This window comes from Dokdonia sinensis, from assembly GCF_003688895.1.
GTDB lineage: Bacteria > Bacteroidota > Bacteroidia > Flavobacteriales > Flavobacteriaceae > Dokdonia > Dokdonia sinensis.
On sequence record NZ_REFV01000008.1, the window covers coordinates 154284 to 177222 of the forward strand.

Genomic DNA, 22939 nt, shown 5'->3' on the forward strand with positions numbered 1-22939 from the left:
AGGCTTACAATAAAAACCCGGCAAAAGAGAGGCTTTTGCCGGGTTTCACACTTAACTTATTTTGAGCAGCGGTTATTTAACCTCAAGCTGGGTGCTCGCTGCATTAGAATCGTTACCACTATCTAAAGAAATTGTGTATTTGCCTTTAGGTAGGTAATATTTCCCATTCTTTTGCTTTTGAATATCGAGTTCGCTATTTGCTTTTTCGAGGGTCTTCTTGCCTTTTTCAGTTATGGTTAGGTCATAATTAGCAACACTAATCCCTGTATTCGGAATAAGCGGAATGCGCTGAAGCTCCTTTCCTTCTTCATTTTTTACAACAAGACTAAACTTACCAGAATATCCCGTGTAATAATTAACCACTACAGACGGTTCGAAGGGATCGCCCCACATGCTGAAGCTATTACCCCATCTTCGGGAGGCCTGTACTGGGAGAATATCAAAAAGCTGCACATTCTTGCTCATATCTATACTTTGGATAGGGCTTATATTTGCTCGATAAATGCTTCGGCCGTGGGTTCCTAGTAGCAAGTGGTTTTCTCGCTTTTGGATTTTCATATCGTGTATGGCAACGGCTGGTAGTGGTACTGTAGACTCGTCTGAGACCGCTTTCGCGAAAGCGTGATACTCCCCGCCATTATTTATACTCACATAAGCACCGTTATCTGTACCCACGTAAATGATATTGTCTTTTTTAGGATCTTCAACGATTACGTTTACAGGCGACATTGGGATGTTGCCCGAGATATCCTTCCAGGTTTGTCCGTAGTTGTCAGACATATACACGTATGTTTTAAAATCATCCCAACGATAGCCATTTAGCGTAGCATAAACGCGCTCTTTTTTATGCTCGCTGGCAACTACTCGAGAGACCCATAAATCTTTAGGCATTGTGCCTGAAATATCTTGCCAAGTTGCTCCTGCACTTTTGGTTACATAAATCTTCCCGTCGTCGCTTCCTGTGTAAATCAACCCAAACTGGAATGGGGATTCAGATATTGTTGTGAGTGTCCCGTAGGCTACATTACCATCTTTAGCACCATTTGTAAGGTCGTCACTTATCGCTACCCAGTCATCTCCTTGATTCATAGAGCGCATTAATTTATTACCGCCTAAGTAAAGGATGTCTTGATTGTGCGGGCTTAATAAAATAGGAGTTTGCCAATTAAAACGATATGGTTTCTCCCCTAGCTCGTGTTTAATATCAAAACGCTTGAAGTCTTCTGTCTCACGGTTTATGCGGAAATAATTCCCAAACTGGAATCCTGTATAAACAAGATTTGCATCTCGACTATCTACCTGTACTTGCATACCATCACCGCCCATTATGCTTTCCCAAGGGTACTGACCACTTTGCTGCCACTCTTTATTTTCTCTAGCATCGCTGGGCCCGACCCAAACACCATTATCTTGTAAGCCACCGTAAATATTATATGGCTCCTCATTATCTACCTGAATGCTATAAAACTGGCCTACTGCAGGTTGATTTGCCTTTATCCAGTTTTCACCATCATCATACGTTATATTTACTCCACCATCATTACCATTTATGAGGTGTTTCTCGTTTTTAGGATTTATCCATAAAGCGTGATGATCCGAGTGCACGTTCTCTGCCGAGATACTGGTAAAGCTTTTTCCGCCGTCCTTAGATTTTACAATGGGAACGCCGTAAATGTAAATGTCTTTATCATCATTTGGGTTTACATTAATTTCTCCAAAATAATATCCATAGCTATAGTACAAATCATCTATATAACCTTCGTGTGTCTTTTTCCAAGTTTTTCCAGCATCGTCAGAGCGATACACCTCTGCACCTACAACTGGCGTGTCAAACAATTGGGTATTTGCCGTTTCTAGATATGTTGCAAGGTCAATAGGCTTTACATCGCCCTGACGTACCATAGACTTTACATTTGCCGCACGGTATTTTTCCTGAAAACCATTTGTTTTTAAATATGCGTCTAGTTTCTTGTCTTCTAGCTCAAGAAAATCTGACGATGACATTGTTTTAAAATCGTCCTTAGAAAGTTTTCCAGAATTATCATTCCTTTTATTATCGTCCTTACGGCGAAACTGACTATCGTGCACCGCATATACTGTATTCTCATCGTAAACTGCGAGACCTATGCGTCCTACACCGTCTCCAGATGGAAAACCACTCATTTTTTCCCAAGTGTCTCCACCGTCTATACTTTTATAGATTCCAGAACCAGAACCTGCTCCTTGAAAATCCCAAGCCTTACGATCTTTATCCCAGGCAGAGGCATACATCAGGTCAAAGTTATTTGGGTCACAATCTATATCTATAATTCCAGATTCACTATTTACAAACAGGGTTTTCTTCCATGTTTTTCCTCCATCCGTTGTTTTATAAATACCTCGCTCCTCATTTGTAGAATACAAGTGACCGAGTGCACCGACAACAACCTCATCAGGATTTGCAGGATTAATTAAAATCCTGCCTATGTGATGAGAGTCTGTTAGTCCCATATTTTGCCACGTCGCTCCATTATCTGTAGACTTTAAGAGTCCGATTCCAGCATAACTAGAACGGGAGGCGTTGTTTTCTCCAGTTCCTACCCAGATGGTTCCGCTGTTCCAGTCTACGGTTACTTCACCTACATTTTGTGTAGGTGCATTGTCCATTACTGGTGTAAATGTTGTCCCATTATTATTTGTATACCACAAACCACCACTTGCATATCCTACGTAAAACTCTGATGGCACATCGGGATTTACTGCCAGGTCTACTACACGACCACTCATAATGGAAGGACCTACATTTTCAAATGGCAGATTCTTTACCATTGAGCTTTGTAGCGACTGCTCTTTTTGAGTTATTGCTTGTATTTGTTGTGCGGGAGATGTGGCGGGTTGCTGTGGGTACGCTTTTGCAAAAGCAAAAAACACAGCACTCGTAATCAGTAAGTGGCTTGATTTCATTTTTTGGTTTAATTTTTATTGGAAATGGAAAGTACTGAAAAGAGAACTTTTAAGAAAATTTTTGGATTTTGTTTAACAGCATCAAAAGTGGTCCAAAAACAAAAAACCGAGTTAGCTTATCGCGTAACTCGGCTTTTCCCCCTAAACTTTAACTATAAGCTCTCCAGCTCACAGCTTTAAAATGTAGTTGAGAATCCTAAAAAAAGGATTTTTATTACCCAACAAACTCAATATTTAATCTTGAAGAAAATTTCTTTCCTTCCTAACACAATATAAATATGAGCAATTAAAACGTACAAAATGAAGGAAATTTCCGAAACGACGATTTGGGTTTCTGAAATGACTGATTGAAATAGAAATGAACTTATTGATTTTGCATTAGGGCTAAAAAATCATCTCTATTATCCTTAGAGATGGATACGGATTGTCCATTTTCCATCCTCACATAGCCGCCATCAGATTTTATATATTGTTTAATAAATCTGATGTTTATTAGGTAGGAGCGGTGTGGTTTATAAAAAAAAGGTAGGTCCTGGAGTAAATTTACAAAGTGCTTAAGCGGCTTACTTATAACTATCGTCTCTCCATCTCGCATCGCGATATTTGTATACATTCCATCTGCTTCAAGGACAACTATATCTTCTATCTGTTCAAAGCGTATTCCATCTGCCACAGGGAGTGCGATTTTTTTAAATCCCTCAGATTTCATTTCATTTTTAAGCTCCTCGAGTTTTTGATTAATGTTAGATTTCCCTATAAATTGTATGGCGCGAGCAACCGCGGTTTTTACTTGTGAGGGTCTTACAGGCTTTAAGATATAGTCAATAGCCGCGAGTTGAAATGCCTTAATGGCATACTCACTGTATGCAGTAGTAAATATAATTTCAAATTGAAATGCGTCTTTATCTATAAAGTTTACAATTTCCAGTCCTGAGTGTTGTGGCATTTCAATATCAAGAAATACTATTTCTGGATGATGTTCCTTTATTAAAGCTACTCCAGAGCGCAAATCCTCTGCTTCATAAATAGTTGTGATTTCTGGACAATGCTCTTCTAATAATACTCTCAAGACATTACGCGCCCTTTTCTCATCGTCTATAATAATAACATTCATCTTTTTTCTTTATAAGGTATGGTAAGGACCACTCTAGTTCCTGCGGGATTATTTTCGGTATCCTTCAAATCGTAAAAAACGACGCCTACATTTTTGTGCACATTTTTATTAATAAGTTGCAGTCTCTCTCTTGTTGCTTTTGTGGCAAAGGCCTTATGTATTTTATCTCGTTTCTCCTTAAGCTCTATAGCCTTTGCCCGACCTATCCCGTTATCTTCAATGATACATAAGATTGCATTTTCTACATCTAGACTTTTGGCAAAAGAAATAGTTAATCTCCTATCACTTTTTTTATGCAATAATCCGTGTTTAATTGCATTCTCAACATAGGGTTGCACCAGCATCGTGGGAATCCTAAATCCTTCTGGATTATCAACGGCTGTACTATCAATTTTATATTCTAGTTTATCTTCAAATCTTAATCGCTCAAGTTCAAGGTACATATCTAGAGATTCTATTTCCTCTGCAATGGTAATAGATCCCTTAGAACTATGATCAAGATACGTGCGTATAAGGTCTGCAAATTTCCCCAGATAGTCACTTGCTTCTTCTTTTCGGTTAAGGACAATATATTCTTGAATAGAATTGAGTGCATTAAAGATAAAGTGAGGATTCATTTGTGACCGTAAATTCTCTAGTTTTAAATCCGTAATTTGCTTTTCAACAGCTAGCGTTTTAAGCTGCTTGTTTTTTATGCTTTCGCGAAAGCGTACTCGCCTCCACACCAACCAAACGCTCAAAGTTATACCCGCCATATAAAGTAAAATCAAAAACCACGACTGTTTCCAGAATGGAAGTTTTACACTAATGGCTATCTCCTGAATCTGACTCAAGGGGGCTGTAGGCGCCGTACGTGATCGTACTTGAAAAAAGTAGTCCTTAGGAACTAAACTAGCATACTCTACAGACCCAGATTTACTATCTAACATTTTCCAATCGTCGTCAAAACCTACTAATCTATATTCGTACTGAATACTCTCACCAGACTTGAAACCATTTGTATGAAAAGATATCTGTACTCTATTTTTATTAAACGGTACATTGTATTGCTCTGCAAGCGGCACATCTTTGTCATCTATACTGACATTAGTAAAGTATACTTGGGGAGCTTCGAGAGGGTCAAAAATTTCTGTGCGCTTTACCACGTAGTAACCATCCTCTGTTGTAAACAGAAAAGAATCGTCAAACATGGTAATGTCCACTATTCTATAAGTGAGCAATCCATTTCTTTTTTTAAGCGTGCGCAGAGAATTATCAATAACGTTAAAGTATTGTATGCCATCATCTGTTACAATCCAGAGGTGGTCGCCATCAGAGCGCAATAGTGTGATGTCATTTGAAACCAACCCATCCTTTGTCGTATAGTTTGCAATAACATCGCCATCTACTATTTTCATAAGGCCGGCATTGTAGGTGCCCGCCCAGAGTGCAAGGTCGTCTGTTTGGGCAATACTCGTTGCAAGAATAGATTCTATACCATTTCTAACAACCTTAGGCTCAAGAAACTCATCATATCTCCGCAAATTATCAATATAAGCTACGTAATTATCTTTTTTCTTTAAATCATGAAAGGCGGTATAAGCTCTCTTATTATTTAACGTAATATCCTCTTTTATCTTAGCATCTTGACCTATAGTGATGAGCGACGCTCGATTATAAGCTGCATTAAGAAGTACGCTATCGTTAATTCGAGAAAGAGACTTTGTACCTGTATATGCTACAGTTTTCTTTAGTTCTTGAGTATTATGATCCAGCACGCTAGATACTGTCCATTGTGACAAGTAGCTTAAATTCTTTGCTTTACTGTAGACAATGTCATTTACTGTAATAGAGTCTTCAAGCTGGATAAATTGCTCGGTAAGATTTTTTCTTATATTATGTTGCACCAAATGTCCTCGGGCTGAGCCAAAGAGGACTATGCTATCATTCAGTTTTTCGATAGCTGTAATTTTTTCTACCCTAGGTACTTTGTATTTTTTCAGATTAATATTTGGAATTATGAATACCCCGTTATCCAAGGTCGTAAACCAGTAGCTGTGTTCTCTATCCTTAGTAAATTTAGTAACGTACTCTTTTGACAAGTACGTATTATCTATCGTAAAGGTATTATTTACGATGATACCCTTGTGTACTCCTTGATCAGTAAAAACCCATAATGCTCCCTCGTGTTCTGTAATATGAGGTATTGCCCCTTCTAATATTATATCTGGCAACTGTATAGATTCAAGAGTACCTGCATCGTAATCTACTCTTACGATAGCATTCCCAGCGAGAGCGCGCGTGACGTGATATTGCTCTCCCTTATAAGCAAAAAAGAAATTTTTAGTTCCTTTACCTCCTACTCCTTTGATCTCCAGTAAAGTCTCTATCTCAAATGCATCAGACATAACCCCAACACCATCGCTAGATGATAAAAATATCTTCTCATCTTGCAAAAATGGCTCGCTATAATTTCCAGGCCCCGTATAAGTCTCTTGCAGTTTTTGGGTCTTTAAATCTATACGCAACAACTTATCAATAGCGTAAACGTGCAGTTCATCTTTTCGAAATTTAAAATTTGCTAACTCCCCGTTGAGCTGCGATCGTAAATCTGCAAATACTTGGAGTCGGTCGCCGTCGACATAAAGAAACTGACCTGCAAGATTTGTGCACCACAAATCACCTGAAGGATCTAGAGTAAGATAGAAAACGGATCTACCACGCTGCTCGGGGCTTGTAAATTGCTTGAACTCCTGTCCGTCATAACGATACAAACCCTTATCTGCGGCTAACCATATAAACCCTTTATCATCTTCTAATATATCATAAAACTCGACATCCGGTAACCCGTCCTTATCATCTAGATGAAAGATGGCAGGCTCTTGAGCAACGCTAAGGGTGCTTAAAAGCAATAGCACTATAAAAAAGTATGTTCTCAAAAAAGTATATGTAAGAAACTACAATATATACATCTCTGGGGAAATGTAGTTTTTTGCTTTCGCGAAAGCGTAATATTAAACAACAACAGTCTCCCAAGAAGATCCTTACTTTTTATTTTAAAGCAAAAAAAACCGCCTCAAAATTTGAGAAATTTTCCCAAACTTAGAGGCGGCAGAACTAATTATATTATCAGTTACTATTTCTGGAAGTTCACTTTTCCAGTTTCCATATCATATACAGCAGAAACTATTTTAATTTCTCCACGATCTTCCATTTCGGCCATTTTTGGGGATCGCTTTCTAATGTCCTCTACAGTTTTAATGGCATTTGCATTAATTACTGTATTTGTAAATGGGATATTTTTAGAAGAAATCTCTCCATTAGGTTCGATACCCTCTAATGATGGTTTAATCTCGTTTAATAGATCCTCTAGAGCGGTCATTCCCATAGAGGCCGCATCAGTATTATCTATTGCATGCTTTACAGCTCCACAGGCAGTATGACCCATTACGATTACGACTTTAGATCCTGCTACAGCAGTAGCAAACTCCATAGATCCTACGATGTCCTTGTTTTCAATATTTCCCGCGACTCTTGCTACAAAAATATCGCCTATTCCCAGATCAAAAACATCTTCAACCGGTACTCGGCTATCTACACAAGAGAGTACAATAGCCTTAGGATACTGTCCTATCATCGCCTGACGACGTTGTGCAGAGTGATCACGTTGTGTAAGATTGTTACTCACAAAATTCTCGTTACCCTTTTTTAATCTCCCTATAATTTCATCTGGAGACATATCTGCCTGCTCCTCTGCCGTCATTATACTCGCAATAGGAGATTGCTTTATTGTGTCCTCAGCGACAACATTTTTTTGGTTGACATCTTCACTTGTTTGATTACAAGATGTTAAGGAAATAAGTAATGTACTTAATGCGATTAACTTTATTTGTTTTTTCATTTTTCTAGGTTTTAATTGTTGTTATTGTTTGTTTTTGTATTAAAAATTGTGGTGGAAACTGAATTGCAGTTGTCCCTTTCCTATATTTACTGACTCCTGATGCATCCATCCTAGCTGCACTCGCATACCCTGTTTAATTACATAACCTGCTCCTAGGTATGTTCTGTTTCTATCAAAAATTTGAACCTCTCTATTGTCTCCTATATCTGTCTGACTATTTATAAAAATCTCATTGTACAAGGCTGCATAAAATGTGTTTTTATCTAGAGCTTCTGAGTTTAAAGGAATATTTAAGAACAAATTATAGCGATATCTGGTTCTAAAATCTTGATCCTCTACAAATCGTTGCTCGTATCTAAATCTATGTGTTAATAAAATCCTGCTCCCGACTTTATGGGGCAAAAGCGCTTCTTGGTAAATTCGATTTTCAGAGGTCCTATTGTCAGATTCCCCAAAAGCTCCAGACGTAATATTTGCATAACCTAAGGTGAGCAAGACGTTAGACTTTTCTGGTGTGTAGGTCAATCCAGTTCGGATAAGTAATTGTTCTAGGTCCCCACCCAGATTCCAGTTTCTATATTGTACGTCCCCTTGAATCCCAAATTGATTGTTATCAAATTGTTTATTAAAAAAGTACATATACCAAGCGCCTGTTTGAGACTGGTCCACTTGAGCTTTTACCTGTCCAATCATTAAAAATAGCAGCAATAATAATAGTATTTTCCTCATATTCGATTATTTCTGTTTCAAATATAATAGTATTACTACTATTTATAAATGTAAAACTTCTATTTAACTGATTTTTAACTCATGGTTGATTATTAACGCAGGTAACTACAACTTTGCTTTTAAACTGGAATTAAGTTGTTGCGCTAAGTTATTATGACTTACTTGTGAATTAGAACATTCAGAGCTCATTCATATAAAAGGTTCTGTTTTTAATTTCCTTTTTTTATAAAGCGTATTCAAATTTGTACTTTTGAAACAAAGCATTTTATTTTATGAAATACCATCCTATAGACAATAAACTATTTGTAAAAAACAGAAAGAACTTTATGTCGGCTATGAGACCGTCAAGTCTCGCTGTTTTTAACAGTAATGACATGTATCCTATTTCTGCAGACAGTGCGATGCCGTTTGAGCAGCATCGCGATATTTTTTACCTAAGTGGAGTAGATCAAGAAGAATCCATTCTTGTTCTCTTCCCTGATAGTCCTAAGGAAAAACATCGCGAGATTCTCTTTCTTAAGGAGACTAACGACCACATAGCAGTTTGGGAAGGCGAAAAACTGACTAAAGAACGAGCACTTGAAGTTTCAGGAATAAAGACTGTGTACTGGTTGCAGGATATGGAAAAGGTAATGTTCGAATTAATGACCCAATGCGATACCGTATACATCAACACTAACGAGCACTACAGGGCATCTGTTGAGACTCAAACTCGTGAAGATCGCTATACAGACTGGCTCAAGAAAAAATACCCTGCCCACACTGTTGCAAAGAGTAATCCAATACTACAGCGTTTACGCTCTGTGAAGGATAAAATAGAAATTGATCTCATGCAACAGGCTTGTGACATCACAAATAAAGGTTTTCGTCGCGTATTAGATTTTATAAAACCCGGAGTGTGGGAGTATGAGATTGAAGCAGAATATATGCACGAATTTTTAAGGAATCGTTCTAAGAAATTTGCCTATACTCCAATCATTGCTTCTGGAAATAATGCCAACGTTCTCCATTATATTGAAAACAACCAGCAATGTAAGGCTGGGGACCTCATCTTAATGGATGTAGGAGCAGAGTATGCAAACTATTCCAGCGATATGACACGGACCGTTCCGGTAAGCGGACGTTTTTCTGATCGCCAGAAAGAAGTGTATAACGCGGTTCTAAGAGTAAAAGATGAAGCTTCAAAGATGCTCGTTCCTGGTAATTTATGGGAGCCATACCACATAGAGGTAGGAAAATTAATGACTTCAGAACTTTTAAACCTTGGCCTATTAGACAAGGCAGACGTGCAAAACGAAAACCCAGACTGGCCCGCATATAAGAAGTATTTTATGCACGGCACTTCTCACCACATAGGCCTAGACACCCACGATTATGGTCTCTTGCATGAACCAATGCAGTCTAACAATGTGTTTACGGTGGAGCCTGGTATATATATTCCAGAAGAGGGTTTTGGTATCAGACTAGAAGATGACCTTGTAATTCAAGAATCTGGAGAACCTTTCAACCTTATGCGCGACATCCCGATTACGGTAGAGGAGATTGAAGATCTCATGAATTCATAAACCCCATTGATATTTAGTTTCTATAATTGCGCTTTCGCAAAATATAAAAATCCCGCTCTAGGCGGGATTTCTTTTTTTTAGTTTGAAATGTTAATCACAACCTATATCAATTCTCGCTTGTGCATCATTTGCAGGAAAGCAAAATCCAGAATTTACCTCTTCTGGCACATATCTAACCAGATTAGAATCTCGTAAGCTACGCTCAATAAATACCGTCAGATCATTCATTTGATTTTCTGACAATCCCAAGTTTCCAAACTGACTTGCTAGCTGGCTGGAAGGAACATTTGTATTTTGAGGTGCCCCATTATTTTTATAACGCACAACATCCAGAACAGAAGAAAAAGAGGAACCGTGTCCGTAAAACTCTGTATCTACAAGATTATATAAGGTGGGCGTTTTAAATTTATAGTCATCTTGAGGATTTCCTGTAAAACTTCCTCTTCCCCGAGTGACAAGGGACATATCTACATCTGGTTTTACAATAGCATCTGGCGCATTATCAAAATCTGCAAAGCCCATAGCGTGAAAACTGCGATCCTTTAATGCTGGTCCCGTATGACATTGCACACATTTTCCTTCATTCATAAATACGATAGCACCTCGTTTCTCTCGATCACTCATTGCTTCTAAATCTCCCTTAAGATATGCCTGCCAGGGCGCCTCGTTAGAAAGCAATGTTCTATTATATGCAGCAATGGCTAATGCCGCTGTTTTTCTAGAATAGCGTTCTTCCTCTGGCACATCGCCAAAGGCTGCATCAAACATTACTCGATAATTAAAAGTGTCTATAAAATATTCGTCTATGAGGAGTCTGTGCTCATCCTGTCCCTGCATTGCCTGAACTTCAATCCCCTGAAAACCCTCAAAGTTTTCTGGTATTAAATCCCATCCAGCCTCAGTTCCAGCATTTGTCCCAGTACCACCAAAACGCCCATCCCAAAGCGCCACGTCTTGATAAGCGAGATTTAATAAAGTAGGAACACGTACAGGTTGCACATCTAGAGAATCTAATGGCATTTCTAAATCGGCAAGACGACCTTCTCCTTTAAGCCCAAAACCTATTCCTCCTTCTCCTACACCCTGGCGGCGGCCAGATGCAAAGGCAGATGCCACGGGATGACAAGTAGCACAAGCATATTGAAATTTACGATCATTCATTTTGGGCTTACCTCCCATTCCTGTCTCGTGCAGTAAGAGCCTGCCTAAATCTACTTTATCTTGAGTAATGGGATTTAAAGGGTCTTGTGGTATGGAATTATAATCTCCCGATTCTGGCAAGGTAAAAAAACCAGCTCCCTCACCATTAGAAGCTACATCAATACTTCTTTCTAATAACAAATCCAGTTCAGATTCTTGAATTGTAGTATAATCATCATCTACATCCTGATTACAGGAGCAAAAGATTAGAAGTAAAAAACTGAGAAGAAGCGTAGTTTGTTTCATAGCGCCATCATATTTATTCAAATTAATGAAAACTAGACGGGACCAACAAACATAAGTCGGCACAAATTTAAAAACTTACAGCATTTTTAAACTTTTTTGAGGACAAATTGACTAAGCTATATAATAGCATTTATTTCTCTGGACGCTAATTAGTTAGTAAATCCACCTTTAAAGTTTTGGCTTGAAAGCAATATTGAACAATATGAAAATAGTCACAGCAGGTAACAGCCACCCCAATCCTACGGATCCAAGAGGAATTGTATTTTGAACAGATTGCATATGATCACTAAAACCTACAGACGATAGAAAGTCTGGAATACTGAAAATAATGGTAGTGATTACGGTGGCTTTAAACGCTTTTGCAAAAGCGTATTTCCTAGGAAGCACATTGAGTAAAATGAGCACAATCGTGATGGGGTAAATAAACATCAATGCAGGAACAGCAACTACAATAATAGAGTGAACGTCTAGCTGCCCCATACCGACACCTAGTATACAGCCTATCACAGCTGTAATTTGATACACCTGCTGTCTATTACCAAAAAGTCCCTTAAAAAAATCTGCAGTTCCTGTGATAATTCCCACGGCAGTAGTAAAACAAGCTAAGCTTACGAGTACTCCTAAAAATACTGTTCCTACATTCCCCAATGTATCTTTGCTAAGTAGTTGTAGAAGCGCTGTACGGTCGTCAGTTTCTATTTTGGTTCCGTATTGTGCGCCTAACGCGATGAGCCCTCCATAGATAATAAGTAATCCTAGCCCCGCGATAAGCCCTCCCTTAGCAATAATTAACCTTCGTTGCTCAAACGTACCGCCTTGCATACCAAGTGAAATCACGATTACACCTCCCACAACAACACCGCCTATGGCATCAAAGGTTTGATAACCTTCCAGTAGTCCGCTGGATAATGTATTATCAAAAGCCGAAGCACGCAATGGCTCATAATCACCTAATAATCCTACACATATAATAATGAGTAAAATTATGATGATTAAGGGTGTGAGATATTTACCAATGAGATTGAGAATCTTAGACCGATTAAGAGCAAATATCAGTACGAGAATAAAGTAAATGGAGCTCAATGCCAGCGGTGACATATCAAAATAAGGCGCTATTGACATTTCATAAGTAACTGATGCGGTACGTGGAGCCGGTAAAGCGACAGAGATCGCATAGACTATGAGACAATACACCAACGCAAAGAGCGGTGACACCTTGCGAGCAAAATCCATCATCGTTCCTTGCAATCTTGCGTGTCCATAAATGGCAAGTATAGGGACAACAACTGCAGACAGAGCAAACCCTAGCAAAACTAGAAACCAAGAGGACCCAGCATTATAACCCAACATAGGAGGTAATACGAGGTTTCCTGCCCCAAAAAACAACGAAAAAAGCGCAAATGCTGTTATAAATGTACGTTTGGTCAGTCCCATAGTTTCGATGATATTTGCGTTTCAAGATAAAGGAAAATGATTATTCAGCACAAAGGAGCTTCTATTTTTTATACAGACCAAGGCGCTGGTAATGCTATAGTATTGTTACACGGGTTTTTAGAAAATAGTACGATGTGGGAACCTGTTATTAATGAGCTTAAAGATAACCACCGCGTTATTTGCATAGACCTCTTAGGTCACGGAAAGACAGAATGTATAGGCTATGTGCACACTATGGAAGATATGGCAGAGGCTGTTCATACAGTTATTGGCATATTGCAATTAAACGATGTTACGTTAATTGGTCATTCTATGGGCGGTTATGTGGGTTGCGCTTTCGCGAAAGCGTACCCAGAAAAAATCATTAAACTTTGTTTACTTAACTCCACCCCTAATCCTGATGATAATGAACGTGTTACATTAAGGAGAAGGGCAAATAAGATGGCCCAAACTCAATACGCACAACTTGTCCGAATGTCTTTTACAAATTTATTTGATCACGAGGCACAAAGAGCTAACCGTAGCATAATTGATGTTGCTTTAAAAGAAGCTCTTAAAACTCCGTTGCAAGGCTATCTAGCGGCAAATGAGGGAATGGCTATACGACCTGATTATGGTAACTTCTGGATAAACACTCCTATAATTACAGCAATGATTCTAGGCACAACAGATTGGATAATTGATGCTGCGGCTCATAAAGAAGCATACGAAAGAGGTACAAATTACTTCAAAATTATCGAAGGTGGTCATATGACTCATATCTCTAATACAGCAGAAACAATGTATGCGCTTGCAAAATTCATTTCTTACTAACAATGAATGATATCTCGTTGTAAATAAATTAAAAGCAGAAATATGCTACTGATTCCGAGTTTTTAGGGACCGAAAAATATTGTGAGTATTTAGGCAAATTGATTTAAAAATGTTAAAATTTAGTGTATTTCATCGTTAAATTTGTGTATTTCAAAGATTATACGTTATTTTGGTTCATCCCAAATCCCTAATAATTATGAATTCACAAAGTACTACGGAACAGACCTACAGCCCATTTGCTAATCTACAATGTAAATTATTTGGGCATAAGTATCGTATTATAAAACGTTATGAGTCTAATATAAAGGAATTTGAATGTGCGCATTGCCGCAAGCAGTTTACTTTAGACGGCTACGGACACTACACACCGCTTACTCCTAAACTTCGCCGTATTAATGAAGTTTATGAGAATTTTTATACACGTAAACTAGCCAGGTAAATTACTCATTATCACTCATGGCATTCCAACCCCTTGCAATTAGAGGAATCTTAGTGTTGCCACGGGTAATGAGATGCATTCCTTCTTTCTCCTCTGTCATGTGGCCGATTATAGAAAAATTAGGGTTTGCCTTAATCTTAGGAAAATCTGCTTGTGCGATTGTAAAGAGCAACTCGTAATCTTCTCCACCACTAAGCGCAATCGTAGTGCTATCTAACTTAAATTCTTCGCATACGCTTATCACCTGCGGATCTAGCGGAATTTTATCTTCGTAAAGATTACAACCAACGTTAGACTGCTTACACAAGTGTAAAATTTCTGAAGAAAGTCCATCACTTACATCAATCATCGCTGTGGCCTTTACACCTAATTCTTTAAGCAGCGGTTTAATATCCTTACGTGCCTCAGGTTTAAGCTGCCGTTCAACGATATAGGAATATTGCTCAAGGTCTGGCTGGTTTTTTGGGTTGACCTTAAAAACTTCTTTTTCTCTTTCTAGTACTTGTAATCCCATATAAGCGGCACCTACATCTCCAGTTACAACAAGGAGATCATTAACCTGTGCTCCAGATCGCTTAACAATATCATCAGCAACGCAATGTCCGATAGCGGTTACACTAATAACGAGACCTACTTGTGACGATGTAGTATCTCCACCTACAAGATCTACTTTATAATTAACACAAGCCGCCTGAATACCTGCATAGAGATCTTCAAGTGCTTCTAAAGGAAACCTATTGGACACCGCTATAGAAACCGTAATTTGACTTGCATTTGCATTCATTGCATATACATCAGAAAGATTGACCATAACTGCTTTATACCCTAGATGCTTAAGGGGCATATAACTTAAGTCAAAATGAACACCCTCGATAAGCAAATCTGTAGTGACTACTACTTGCTCATCTGGAAACTTTAAAATTGCGGCGTCATCGCCCACACCCTTTATTGTAGTTTCTTTTGTAATTTTAAAATGCTCTGTAAGATGATCTATTAAACCGAATTCTCCGAGCTCACTCAATGATGTACGACTTTGATTTTTATTCTCTAACATAAATGCAAAGGTAGCCAAGATTATTTCTCCTCTCAACTTAATGAACAGGATTGTCCTCCATCCATTGTAATCGTTTTGATTTTAACAGCTCAAACAAATGACTATTATTACTTTTGGGTGAATTATTATAAACGTCATCTAAGACCCACAGTTTCTTGTTATTATTCATTAATAATTAGGTATCGCAGTAGGAATCCTCTATGGATGATTGTTATAATAGTAGCGCATTTATTTTCTAATACAACTCCCTCGACAATGAAAAAAATTTTACAATTTGCATTTATATTGAGCTCCGCTAGTTTCTCCTTAATAGCCCAAACTCCTTGCGAAGACAACCTAGCTGCCGGATTTCCTTGCGAAGGGTATGACTTACAGGCCAGAATTACCCCTGCTCAAATGGATGCTTCTCTTGCAAACGACTCTTGGGGTTGGACAGACCCCGAATCAGGAATTGAGTATGCCCTCATAGGTTTAAATAACGGAACAGCATTTTTTAATCTAGAAGATCCTACTAACCCATTATATTTAGGAAAATTACCTACACATACTATAAATAGCACCTGGAGAGACATAAAAGTTTATAGCAACCACGCCTTTATTGTTAGTGAAGCGTCAGGTCACGGTATGCAAGTGTTTGACCTTACACGTTTGCGCGACGTATCTACAGAACAAACATTTACTGAAGACGCTCATTATGATGGTTTTGGAAAAGCTCATAATATAGTGATTAACACAGATAGTGGCTATGCTTATGGTGTGGGTACCCAAACATTTAGTGGAGGTCCACACTTTATCAATATTCAGGACCCCCTTAATCCAGTAGGAGAAGGCGGGTATGCCGATAATGCATACAGCCACGACGCACAAGTAGTGACCTATACTGGACCAGATTCTGATTATACAGGACGCGAGATTTTGATCGGAAGCAATGAGAATGAAATTGCTATCGTAGATATTACGGATAAGTCAAATCCAGTAGAAATCTCTACAATAGGATATTCCAATATAGGATATGTACATCAAGGATGGTTCACAGAAAATCAGCGCTATTTTCTTTTGGGAGACGAGACTGATGAGCTCTTGTTTGGATTTGCCACACGAACCATAATTTTTGACTTTAATGACCTAGACAATCCAGAATTACATTTTGAATTTGAAGGCAATAATACTTCTACAGATCATAATGGCTACGTTGTAGGAGACAAATACTATTTAGCAAGTTATAGAGCGGGGATGCGCGTTTTTGATATTTCGGACATTGGTAATGAATCGATGACAGAGATTGGATATTTTGACACTTTTCCACCTAATGATGCTGTAGGAACATCTGCATTATGGAATGTCTACCCCTTCTTTAGAAGTGGCAATATTGTCCTAAGTGGAGATTCTGGATTTACGCTAGTACGTGACCCAGACTTTTTAGGAATTGAAGACGAAACTCTAACGGCAGACCTATCCGTATATCCTAATCCGGCGACCACTTTAGTTAATTTACAGTTCAACAAACCTCTTGGAAGTGTCAGTATCTACAATATTTTGGGTCAAGAAGTACTGCAAGTATCCTCTCAAGAAAATAAACTACAGCTCAATACTTCAGATCTGCCTTCTGGCGTTTATTTTGTGCAGGTCGGTGCACTCACACAGCGTCTTATCATAAAATAGAGGAAGATAAATTCCCTTATAAAGAATCACTATGTACAAAGTTATACAGAGAATGTTGTTGTTTACGCTTTCGCGAAAGCGTTTACACCTCCTTTCCCTATTTCTCATTTTTGCCGTTGCCTGCTCTGATGACGAGTCACCCACTCCAGATACCGAAGAAATAGAAACTACCGATGATAACGGAAGTACAGAAGAACCAGTTGATATGCTGGAAGTTGCATTTATAAAAACCTACGGGGGCTCACAGGCAGATTCTTTTAGGGATGTGATTGCGACTAGCGACGGCGGATTTGCAACACTTGGGTTTTCTCAAAGCGTAGATGGCGACATTATAGACAATTCGGAACAGGTCAATATGTACTGGATGGTAAAGACAGATACAGAAGGAGCTATACAATGGTCCAAAACATACGGCGGAAACAACGATGATCGTGGCCAAAAATTAATACAAACTCAAGACGGAGGATATGCTTTAGCAGGTTTTGCTCAAAGTTCAGATGGTGACATAACGTCTAATGAAGGTTTTTATGACCAATGGGTTGTAAAACTAGATGCTTCTGGAAACGTACAATGGGAACGCAACTTTGGATTTTCTGGTTCCGATCAAGCAAATGCTATCGTGCAAACCTCTGATGGGGGTTATTTTGTAGCAGGTTTTCTAGATGTAAGTGCTTCTGATGGCGAGGGAAATGACGGCCGCCACGGTGTGGGAGAATTTTGGGTGCATAAACTAGATGCAAATGGCAACCTAATCTGGAGAAGATTCTTTGGAGGAAGCAACAACGATAGAGCAAATGATGTTGTGGCAACAACAGATGGAGGAGTCATTATGGTAGGCTCATCTGAGAGCGATGACTTTGATATCACAAATCCAAAAGGCAGCTATGATTTCTGGGCCGTAAAAATAGATAGTAATGGTAATCTACAATGGCAAAAAAACTACGGCGGTAGTGAGACAGACACCGCCTATGCAATTACAACAACAGCAGATGGAAATTATATCATCGCGGGAGACACCCGTAGTGCAGACGGAGACATCACAAATTTTAAGGGTACTGCAGATGTTTGGATTGTAAAAATTAATAATCAGGGGGATTTGATCTGGGAAAAGACTTTGGGTGGAACCGGTTTTGATGCGGCCAGAGACATTATACCACAAGGGAATGGTTTTGTAATCACCGGGGCCTCCAGAAGTGAGGACGGTGATATTACAGAAAATAAGGGCCAGAGCGATATCTGGGTGGCCCAACTAGATGCAGATGGTGATGTGCAATGGCAAAAAACGCTAGGCGGTTCTGGACTTGACTTCGGGTATGGTGCTGCCGTATCACAAAATGGCTCAATTATGATCGCTGGAGATGGTAATAGTAACGACCAAGACATTACGGGAAGCAACGGTAGTATAGATGGTCTTTTAATTAAAATTGAATAAATCTTGCCTCATGAAAAAAATATGCCTTCTCATATTATCAACTTGTATACTCTTAAGTTGTGATAGCGACGATAATACAAACAGAGAACCTGGTTCTTTAGAATTACGTTTTGAAAATAAAATAGGCTCAGAAAATCTGATATTAGGAACACCATTCACAAACTCGAGCAACGAGCAATATGTAGTTAACGAATTAAAATATATCATCTCAAATATTACGCTTACGCGCAAAGATGGCTCCCAGTTTATTTATCCGGTAGCAGATAGTTATGCCGTTGTTAATGAGGAAGAATCCTCGTCAAAAATGATAACACTTACTAACATTGACGCTGGAACTTATGACAGGATAACTTTTGGCTTTGGCGTAGACCCTACAAAATATCCTATTGAGTCTGGAACCTTAAACTTTGTCCCTACAGCAGAAGAAGCTGGAATGCTCTGGTCGTGGAGTGCTGGTTATAAGTTTATAAAAATGGAAGGCACCTATACCCCAGAAAACGGAACAGAAAGTAATGACTTTGTTATACACGTAGGGAGTCACGGAGCAAACCTAGATAATTATAAAGAAATCGAACTTGCCATAGGAGAGGACATAAAAATTAATAGCGCGACAGCAAGTAGCAAGATAATCTCATTTGATGTAAGCCAAGTTTTTAATGGTGCTAATACCATTAGACTTGAAGACAAAGCAGATATTCAAGTAGACCCGATAAATGCACCTAAAATCGCACAGAACATACAAGCAGCTTTTAGCATAAACTAGTGAAAAAGTACATTTATATAATATCCATTTTTGTTTTCATTATCGGCTGTTCTTCAGATAACGATGGTGGAGAAAGCGCAGTAGATGATGACTATACAGAAATTCCTGAAGAAGTAAGTAACAACCTGCTTAACCTTCAGATTCCTTCTAATTTTCCCGCGCCTACCTATGATATTTCACAAAATCCACCTACAGAAAAAGGCTTTGAACTGGGTAAAAAATTATTTTACGACGGTAAACTTTCTTCTACTGGGGTAATTTCTTGTGGGTTTTGCCATATTCAAGAATTCTCATTTACACACCACACACATATCACAAGCCACGGTGTAAATGGAAGAATAGGAACACGCAATGCACAACCACTACAAAATCTAGCCTTTGCTCAAGATTTTAATTGGGACGGAGCAGCCTCTTTTCTAGATGCACAACCCATCATCCCAATTACTGCCGAAGATGAGATGAATGAATCTATCTCAAACGTGTTGAGAAAATTACAGGAGGATGAAAATTATCCAATACTATTTGCTCAAGCTTTTGGAACTGAAGGTGTAACCTCGGAGCGTATGTTTAAGGCATTGTCTCAGTTTATGATAATGATGGTAGCAGGCAATTCAAAGTTTGACAAATGGCAACGTGGAGAGTCTGTGACCTTTACCACAGATGAGGAAGCTGGTCGCAGTATTTTTGAAGCTAAATGTAGTAGTTGCCATGCTGGAACTTTACAAACAGATCATTCGTTTAGAAATAACGGTCTTCCCATAGACCCAGAGTTTAACGATATAGGGCGAGAACGTGTCACGGGATCACCAGAGGATAACAGAAAATTCAAAGTACCTAGTCTGCGTAATATTGACACCACATTTCCCTACATGCACGATGGTAGATTTAGGACTCTGCGCGATGTTTTAGATTTTTATACCAATGGCATGGTAAATAGTCCTACACTAGATGCGCAATTCCGTAATGCAGATGGAACAATAGGTCTCGAAATTTCTAACACCGAGAAGGAACAACTCATTGCTTTCTTAAAAACGCTCACAGATAACGATTTCTTACTCGACCAGCGATTTTCTGAGTTTTAAAAGTTGATTTTCAGTAAAATAGCTTTGTCGGATTTTTCTTGATAATCACAAATAAGTCTTAAAATATTTGCAATATTCATTTGTTTAACTTAATTTAGAAATAGTTAAACAAAAAATACTATTCTCAATGAGTATTATAGATCAAGCACTAGCATTTGAAACGGCCAAAATGAGCAATATGTCCACTAGTGACAGAGTAGCCGCATCAAGAGAAGCAAAGAGACTTATTCTTGCGATAAATGAAACGTACAAAAAAACAAAAGAGTCCAACCTTATGGACTTAATGAAAAGATTAACAGCAAAGAAAAAGAAAATAGAAAAGCGATTACTTGGACGACCGTCTATTTAATAGCAACAGATTTCCCCCTGAGAGAGCATCGGCAAACTTCAAGTGCGTCGGTGCTTTTTTATTTTTTATAATCCCAGTTTCTTGAACTACTTTCTTTCTTGGTCGGAAAATCGTTAGGAACTCCAATGGTAACATTACCTATGGCTGCCCACTCGGCCCCTCGCTGTAAGGTGGTTATAAAACCCACGCTTTCCATACTAAAGTCCATATGTCCTAATGTGGTATGAAAAATACGCCCCTCTCCATAATTTATGGTCATAAGCATAGGCTCATGGCGGCCAGAGCCTTTATTTTCTAAAGCCCACGGCTGAGCATTTTCCTCAACATCAGAATAGGCAGTAGCAAGAATGGTCACATTTTCTGCAGGACCTCTTAGTCTGTCGTAGAGTTCATCTTTTGTGTGCATCCATTCCTCAGGGAGACCTCTCATTATAGGATGTTCTGGCGCTCTCGTTGTAATTTTAAATTCGACTTCTGGTCCGTGTGAAGATTCCATTCCATTTGCAGCAGTACGTTGTTCATTTCCGCCTTCGTCATAGTAAATATGAAATCCACTATCAAGACTACGGTCTCCCCAGCCACCTACGCCTATCATTTTATTAAACTCCTCCCAATCACCCCAAGCATTGTTTGCGGCGTGTACAACCACCAGACCTCCACCATTTTCTATATAATTCTCAAAAGCCCTCTTTACCTGCGGTTGCCAGTTACTAGATTGCCAACCAAAATTAGACACCACTACATCGTACTCCTCAAAACGGGGAGAAAAATGAATGTCAGGAATGATACTATCTTTTGCCATATACATTTTCCTGTCATCAAGAGCATATTTTGTTGCTAGTTGCATGATACTATCTTTACCATAACCATCTACCACTCCGTGATGCGGACCTTGATACGTAAATTTAGAACGATATACATCTACTTTAAAAAGACCCGTTTCTTCCAAGTAATCCTTCATCATCATTGTAGTTTTAGGCCAGACACCGTGATTGTTCTGCCCATCGATGATTAAGGCTTTAAGCCCAAACTCTTCCTCTATATTTTCGGCTATATTTTCTGATTGCTTTTCTTTACAACCTAGCAAGCATAAAATGCTCCCGAAAAAGAGTATTGTAATTGTTTTAAACAGTTGACGTTTCATAAGGGACCTTTTAATTTCTACGCTTTCGCGAAAGCGCAACACTACCTTAAAAATAGTTTAATAATGGCAAATACTAAAACGGTAATCAAAACATAATAGGCAATCTGGTCTGCTTTTTTGTTTTTGCTGGCAAACCGTGCCGTGAGATATCCGCCCGCTGTTTGTCCTAAAGCCATAATCCCGCCCAGTTTCCAGTCAATCATCCCTTGATAATGGAAAAGCCCTATGAGGAGAAGTGTGTAGAGGCCTATCACAAATCCCTTGAGCGCATTGCTCTCAATAATATTCAACCGCATCCCGAGCACCATAATAATGAGGAAGAAAACGCCCATTCCCATCTGGATAAAGCCACCATAAAACCCTAGTGCAAATAACAAAGGAATATAGATATACCACTTAGGCCTGAACTCTAGATCTGTCTCCCTCAGCCAGCGTTTAGGTTTCACAAGTACCGCAATAAGCATAAAAACCATCATAAACTTAAAAACCGCCTTAAACTGCTCATTACTCACATTTATAGCTAGCAACCCACCAGCGATGGCGCCTATAAATATGGGAACGATATATTTTTTATTACGGGTAATATTGAGCTTTCCGTTTTTATGGAAAACCCACGACGTGGCAGCACATTGGGTAAAAACGCCTATTCGGTTTGTACCGTTTGCTACATTAGGAGGCAACCCCAAAATCTCGGTGAGAATGGTTAAGGTTATAGCACTCCCATTACCAGCAAGGGTATTAATACCGCCAGCGATTAGGGCGCCGATTATAGCTATGCCATATGTTTGTAATTCTGTCATTATTTACCAAAGATAGTAGAGTACATCCATATGCTTAGGATAAAGCAAAAAAAACAAGAGGCTGTCTTAAAAGGCAGTCTCTTTTTTTTGAATACTTTTCAGTATTTCGTATCTTCATGGTATGAAAGCCAGTCCTGTCTGGAAGACCAACAACCAGTCCCAGTTGAGTCTTCTCCCACCAAGTTATGATGATTTTGTTCCGGAGAACCATCCGGTACGTATAGTGAACATTATTATCGATCAAATCGATATCAGCTCCATCGAGAGAACCTACAAAGGTGGCGGTACTT

18 protein-coding genes are annotated in these 22939 nt (G+C 38.9%); 8 read left to right on the plus strand and 10 right to left on the minus strand.

Translation table 11 applies throughout. The features are described 5' to 3' along the window. Positions 1-72: 72 nt before the first annotated feature. The 5 genes from EAX61_RS09860 to EAX61_RS09880 all read right to left on the minus strand — a co-directional run bounded on the left by EAX61_RS09860 (position 73) and on the right by EAX61_RS09880 (position 8666). Positions 73-2943, minus strand: coding sequence for a VPS10 domain-containing protein (locus EAX61_RS09860; protein WP_121917518.1), 2871 nt, complete (start codon positions 2941-2943; stop codon positions 73-75). Positions 2944-3307: 364 nt separating this feature from the next. Continuing rightward, entirely contained in the window at positions 3308-4057 is a 750-nt protein-coding gene (locus EAX61_RS09865) for a LytR/AlgR family response regulator transcription factor (protein WP_121917519.1), read from the minus strand. Further along, the gene (locus EAX61_RS09870) at positions 4054-6975 is read right to left on the minus strand and encodes a sensor histidine kinase (RefSeq protein WP_147448360.1); all 2922 of its coding nucleotides are present in this window, start codon (positions 6973-6975) and stop codon (positions 4054-4056) included. The genes EAX61_RS09865 and EAX61_RS09870 overlap by 4 nt, the downstream gene beginning before the upstream one ends. A gap of 197 nt (positions 6976-7172) precedes the next feature. Further along, entirely contained in the window at positions 7173-7937 is a 765-nt protein-coding gene (locus tag EAX61_RS09875) for a carbonic anhydrase family protein (RefSeq protein WP_121917521.1), read from the minus strand. Positions 7938-7976: 39 nt separating this feature from the next. Further along, entirely contained in the window at positions 7977-8666 is a 690-nt protein-coding gene (locus EAX61_RS09880; RefSeq protein WP_121917522.1) for a DUF2490 domain-containing protein, read from the minus strand. A 272-nt stretch (positions 8667-8938) separates the two neighbouring features. Here EAX61_RS09880 and EAX61_RS09885 point away from each other — a divergent pair, with 272 nt between their 5' ends. Next, the gene (locus EAX61_RS09885; RefSeq protein WP_121917523.1) at positions 8939-10231 is read left to right on the plus strand and encodes an aminopeptidase P family protein; all 1293 of its coding nucleotides are present in this window, start codon (positions 8939-8941) and stop codon (positions 10229-10231) included. Positions 10232-10321: 90 nt separating this feature from the next. Here EAX61_RS09885 and EAX61_RS09890 read toward each other — a convergent pair whose 3' ends face one another. Both EAX61_RS09890 and brnQ read right to left on the minus strand, forming a co-directional pair. Next, positions 10322-11677, minus strand: a complete 1356-nt coding sequence (locus EAX61_RS09890) for a cytochrome-c peroxidase (RefSeq protein WP_121917524.1) — start codon at positions 11675-11677, stop codon at positions 10322-10324. A gap of 168 nt (positions 11678-11845) precedes the next feature. Beyond that, entirely contained in the window at positions 11846-13111 is a 1266-nt protein-coding gene (gene brnQ, locus EAX61_RS09895) for a branched-chain amino acid transport system II carrier protein (RefSeq protein ID WP_121917525.1), read from the minus strand. A gap of 36 nt (positions 13112-13147) precedes the next feature. Here brnQ and EAX61_RS09900 point away from each other — a divergent pair, with 36 nt between their 5' ends. Continuing rightward, positions 13148-13924, plus strand: a complete 777-nt coding sequence (locus EAX61_RS09900) for an alpha/beta fold hydrolase (RefSeq protein ID WP_121917526.1) — start codon at positions 13148-13150, stop codon at positions 13922-13924. Between the two features lie 196 nt (positions 13925-14120). Beyond that, on the plus strand, positions 14121-14363 hold the full coding sequence (locus EAX61_RS09905) for a DUF1660 family phage protein (protein WP_121917527.1): 243 nt from the start codon (positions 14121-14123) through the stop codon (positions 14361-14363). Position 14364: 1 nt separating this feature from the next. Here EAX61_RS09905 and thiL read toward each other — a convergent pair whose 3' ends face one another. After that, the gene (gene thiL, locus EAX61_RS09910; protein ID WP_121917544.1) at positions 14365-15417 is read right to left on the minus strand and encodes a thiamine-phosphate kinase; all 1053 of its coding nucleotides are present in this window, start codon (positions 15415-15417) and stop codon (positions 14365-14367) included. 255 nt (positions 15418-15672) lie between these two features. Between thiL and EAX61_RS09915 the strand changes: the two genes are divergently transcribed. The 5 genes from EAX61_RS09915 (at position 15673) to EAX61_RS09935 (ending at position 20705) form a co-directional block, all read left to right on the plus strand. Next, complete coding sequence (locus tag EAX61_RS09915; protein WP_121917528.1) at positions 15673-17079, plus strand: choice-of-anchor B family protein; 1407 nt, start codon at positions 15673-15675, stop codon at positions 17077-17079. A 31-nt stretch (positions 17080-17110) separates the two neighbouring features. Then, on the plus strand, positions 17111-18511 hold the full coding sequence (locus tag EAX61_RS09920; protein WP_147448361.1) for a hypothetical protein: 1401 nt from the start codon (positions 17111-17113) through the stop codon (positions 18509-18511). Between the two features lie 10 nt (positions 18512-18521). Beyond that, positions 18522-19274: an MbnP family protein gene (locus tag EAX61_RS09925; protein ID WP_121917530.1), complete on the plus strand. Its 753-nt coding sequence runs from the start codon at positions 18522-18524 to the stop codon at positions 19272-19274. Beyond that, the gene (locus EAX61_RS09930) at positions 19274-20356 is read left to right on the plus strand and encodes a cytochrome-c peroxidase (protein WP_236642022.1); all 1083 of its coding nucleotides are present in this window, start codon (positions 19274-19276) and stop codon (positions 20354-20356) included. The genes EAX61_RS09925 and EAX61_RS09930 overlap by 1 nt, the downstream gene beginning before the upstream one ends. Positions 20357-20483: 127 nt before the next feature. After that, positions 20484-20705 carry a hypothetical protein gene (locus EAX61_RS09935; RefSeq protein ID WP_121917531.1) on the plus strand — a complete coding sequence of 74 codons (222 nt, stop codon included), beginning with the start codon at positions 20484-20486 and terminating at the stop codon, positions 20703-20705. 58 nt (positions 20706-20763) lie between these two features. On the opposite strand, the gene EAX61_RS09940 is transcribed toward EAX61_RS09935, so the two are convergent. Together EAX61_RS09940 and EAX61_RS09945 are read right to left on the minus strand one after the other, a co-directional pair. Next, complete coding sequence (locus tag EAX61_RS09940; protein ID WP_121917532.1) at positions 20764-21849, minus strand: ThuA domain-containing protein; 1086 nt, start codon at positions 21847-21849, stop codon at positions 20764-20766. Between the two features lie 41 nt (positions 21850-21890). After that, positions 21891-22649 (minus strand): sulfite exporter TauE/SafE family protein, encoded by a 759-nt coding sequence (locus EAX61_RS09945; RefSeq protein WP_121917533.1) that lies wholly within the window; start codon positions 22647-22649, stop codon positions 21891-21893. Between the last annotated feature and the right edge of the window lie 290 nt (positions 22650-22939).

Coding starts and splice junctions, on each gene's coding strand:
- EAX61_RS09860 (WP_121917518.1), bottom strand. CDS start 2,943: ATGAAATCAAGCCACTTACTGATTACGAGTGCTGTGTTTTTTGCTTTT.
- EAX61_RS09935 (WP_121917531.1), top strand. CDS start 20,484: ATGAGTATTATAGATCAAGCACTAGCATTTGAAACGGCCAAAATGAGC.
- EAX61_RS09880 (WP_121917522.1), bottom strand. CDS start 8,666: ATGAGGAAAATACTATTATTATTGCTGCTATTTTTAATGATTGGACAG.
- EAX61_RS09890 (WP_121917524.1), bottom strand. CDS start 11,677: ATGAAACAAACTACGCTTCTTCTCAGTTTTTTACTTCTAATCTTTTGC.
- EAX61_RS09925 (WP_121917530.1), top strand. CDS start 18,522: ATGAAAAAAATATGCCTTCTCATATTATCAACTTGTATACTCTTAAGT.
- EAX61_RS09940 (WP_121917532.1), bottom strand. CDS start 21,849: ATGAAACGTCAACTGTTTAAAACAATTACAATACTCTTTTTCGGGAGC.
- EAX61_RS09875 (WP_121917521.1), bottom strand. CDS start 7,937: ATGAAAAAACAAATAAAGTTAATCGCATTAAGTACATTACTTATTTCC.
- EAX61_RS09865 (WP_121917519.1), bottom strand. CDS start 4,057: ATGAATGTTATTATTATAGACGATGAGAAAAGGGCGCGTAATGTCTTG.
- EAX61_RS09945 (WP_121917533.1), bottom strand. CDS start 22,649: ATGACAGAATTACAAACATATGGCATAGCTATAATCGGCGCCCTAATC.
- thiL (WP_121917544.1), bottom strand. CDS start 15,417: ATGTTAGAGAATAAAAATCAAAGTCGTACATCATTGAGTGAGCTCGGA.
- EAX61_RS09920 (WP_147448361.1), top strand. CDS start 17,111: ATGTACAAAGTTATACAGAGAATGTTGTTGTTTACGCTTTCGCGAAAG.
- EAX61_RS09900 (WP_121917526.1), top strand. CDS start 13,148: ATGATTATTCAGCACAAAGGAGCTTCTATTTTTTATACAGACCAAGGC.
- EAX61_RS09885 (WP_121917523.1), top strand. CDS start 8,939: ATGAAATACCATCCTATAGACAATAAACTATTTGTAAAAAACAGAAAG.
- EAX61_RS09915 (WP_121917528.1), top strand. CDS start 15,673: ATGAAAAAAATTTTACAATTTGCATTTATATTGAGCTCCGCTAGTTTC.
- EAX61_RS09905 (WP_121917527.1), top strand. CDS start 14,121: ATGAATTCACAAAGTACTACGGAACAGACCTACAGCCCATTTGCTAAT.
- brnQ (WP_121917525.1), bottom strand. CDS start 13,111: ATGGGACTGACCAAACGTACATTTATAACAGCATTTGCGCTTTTTTCG.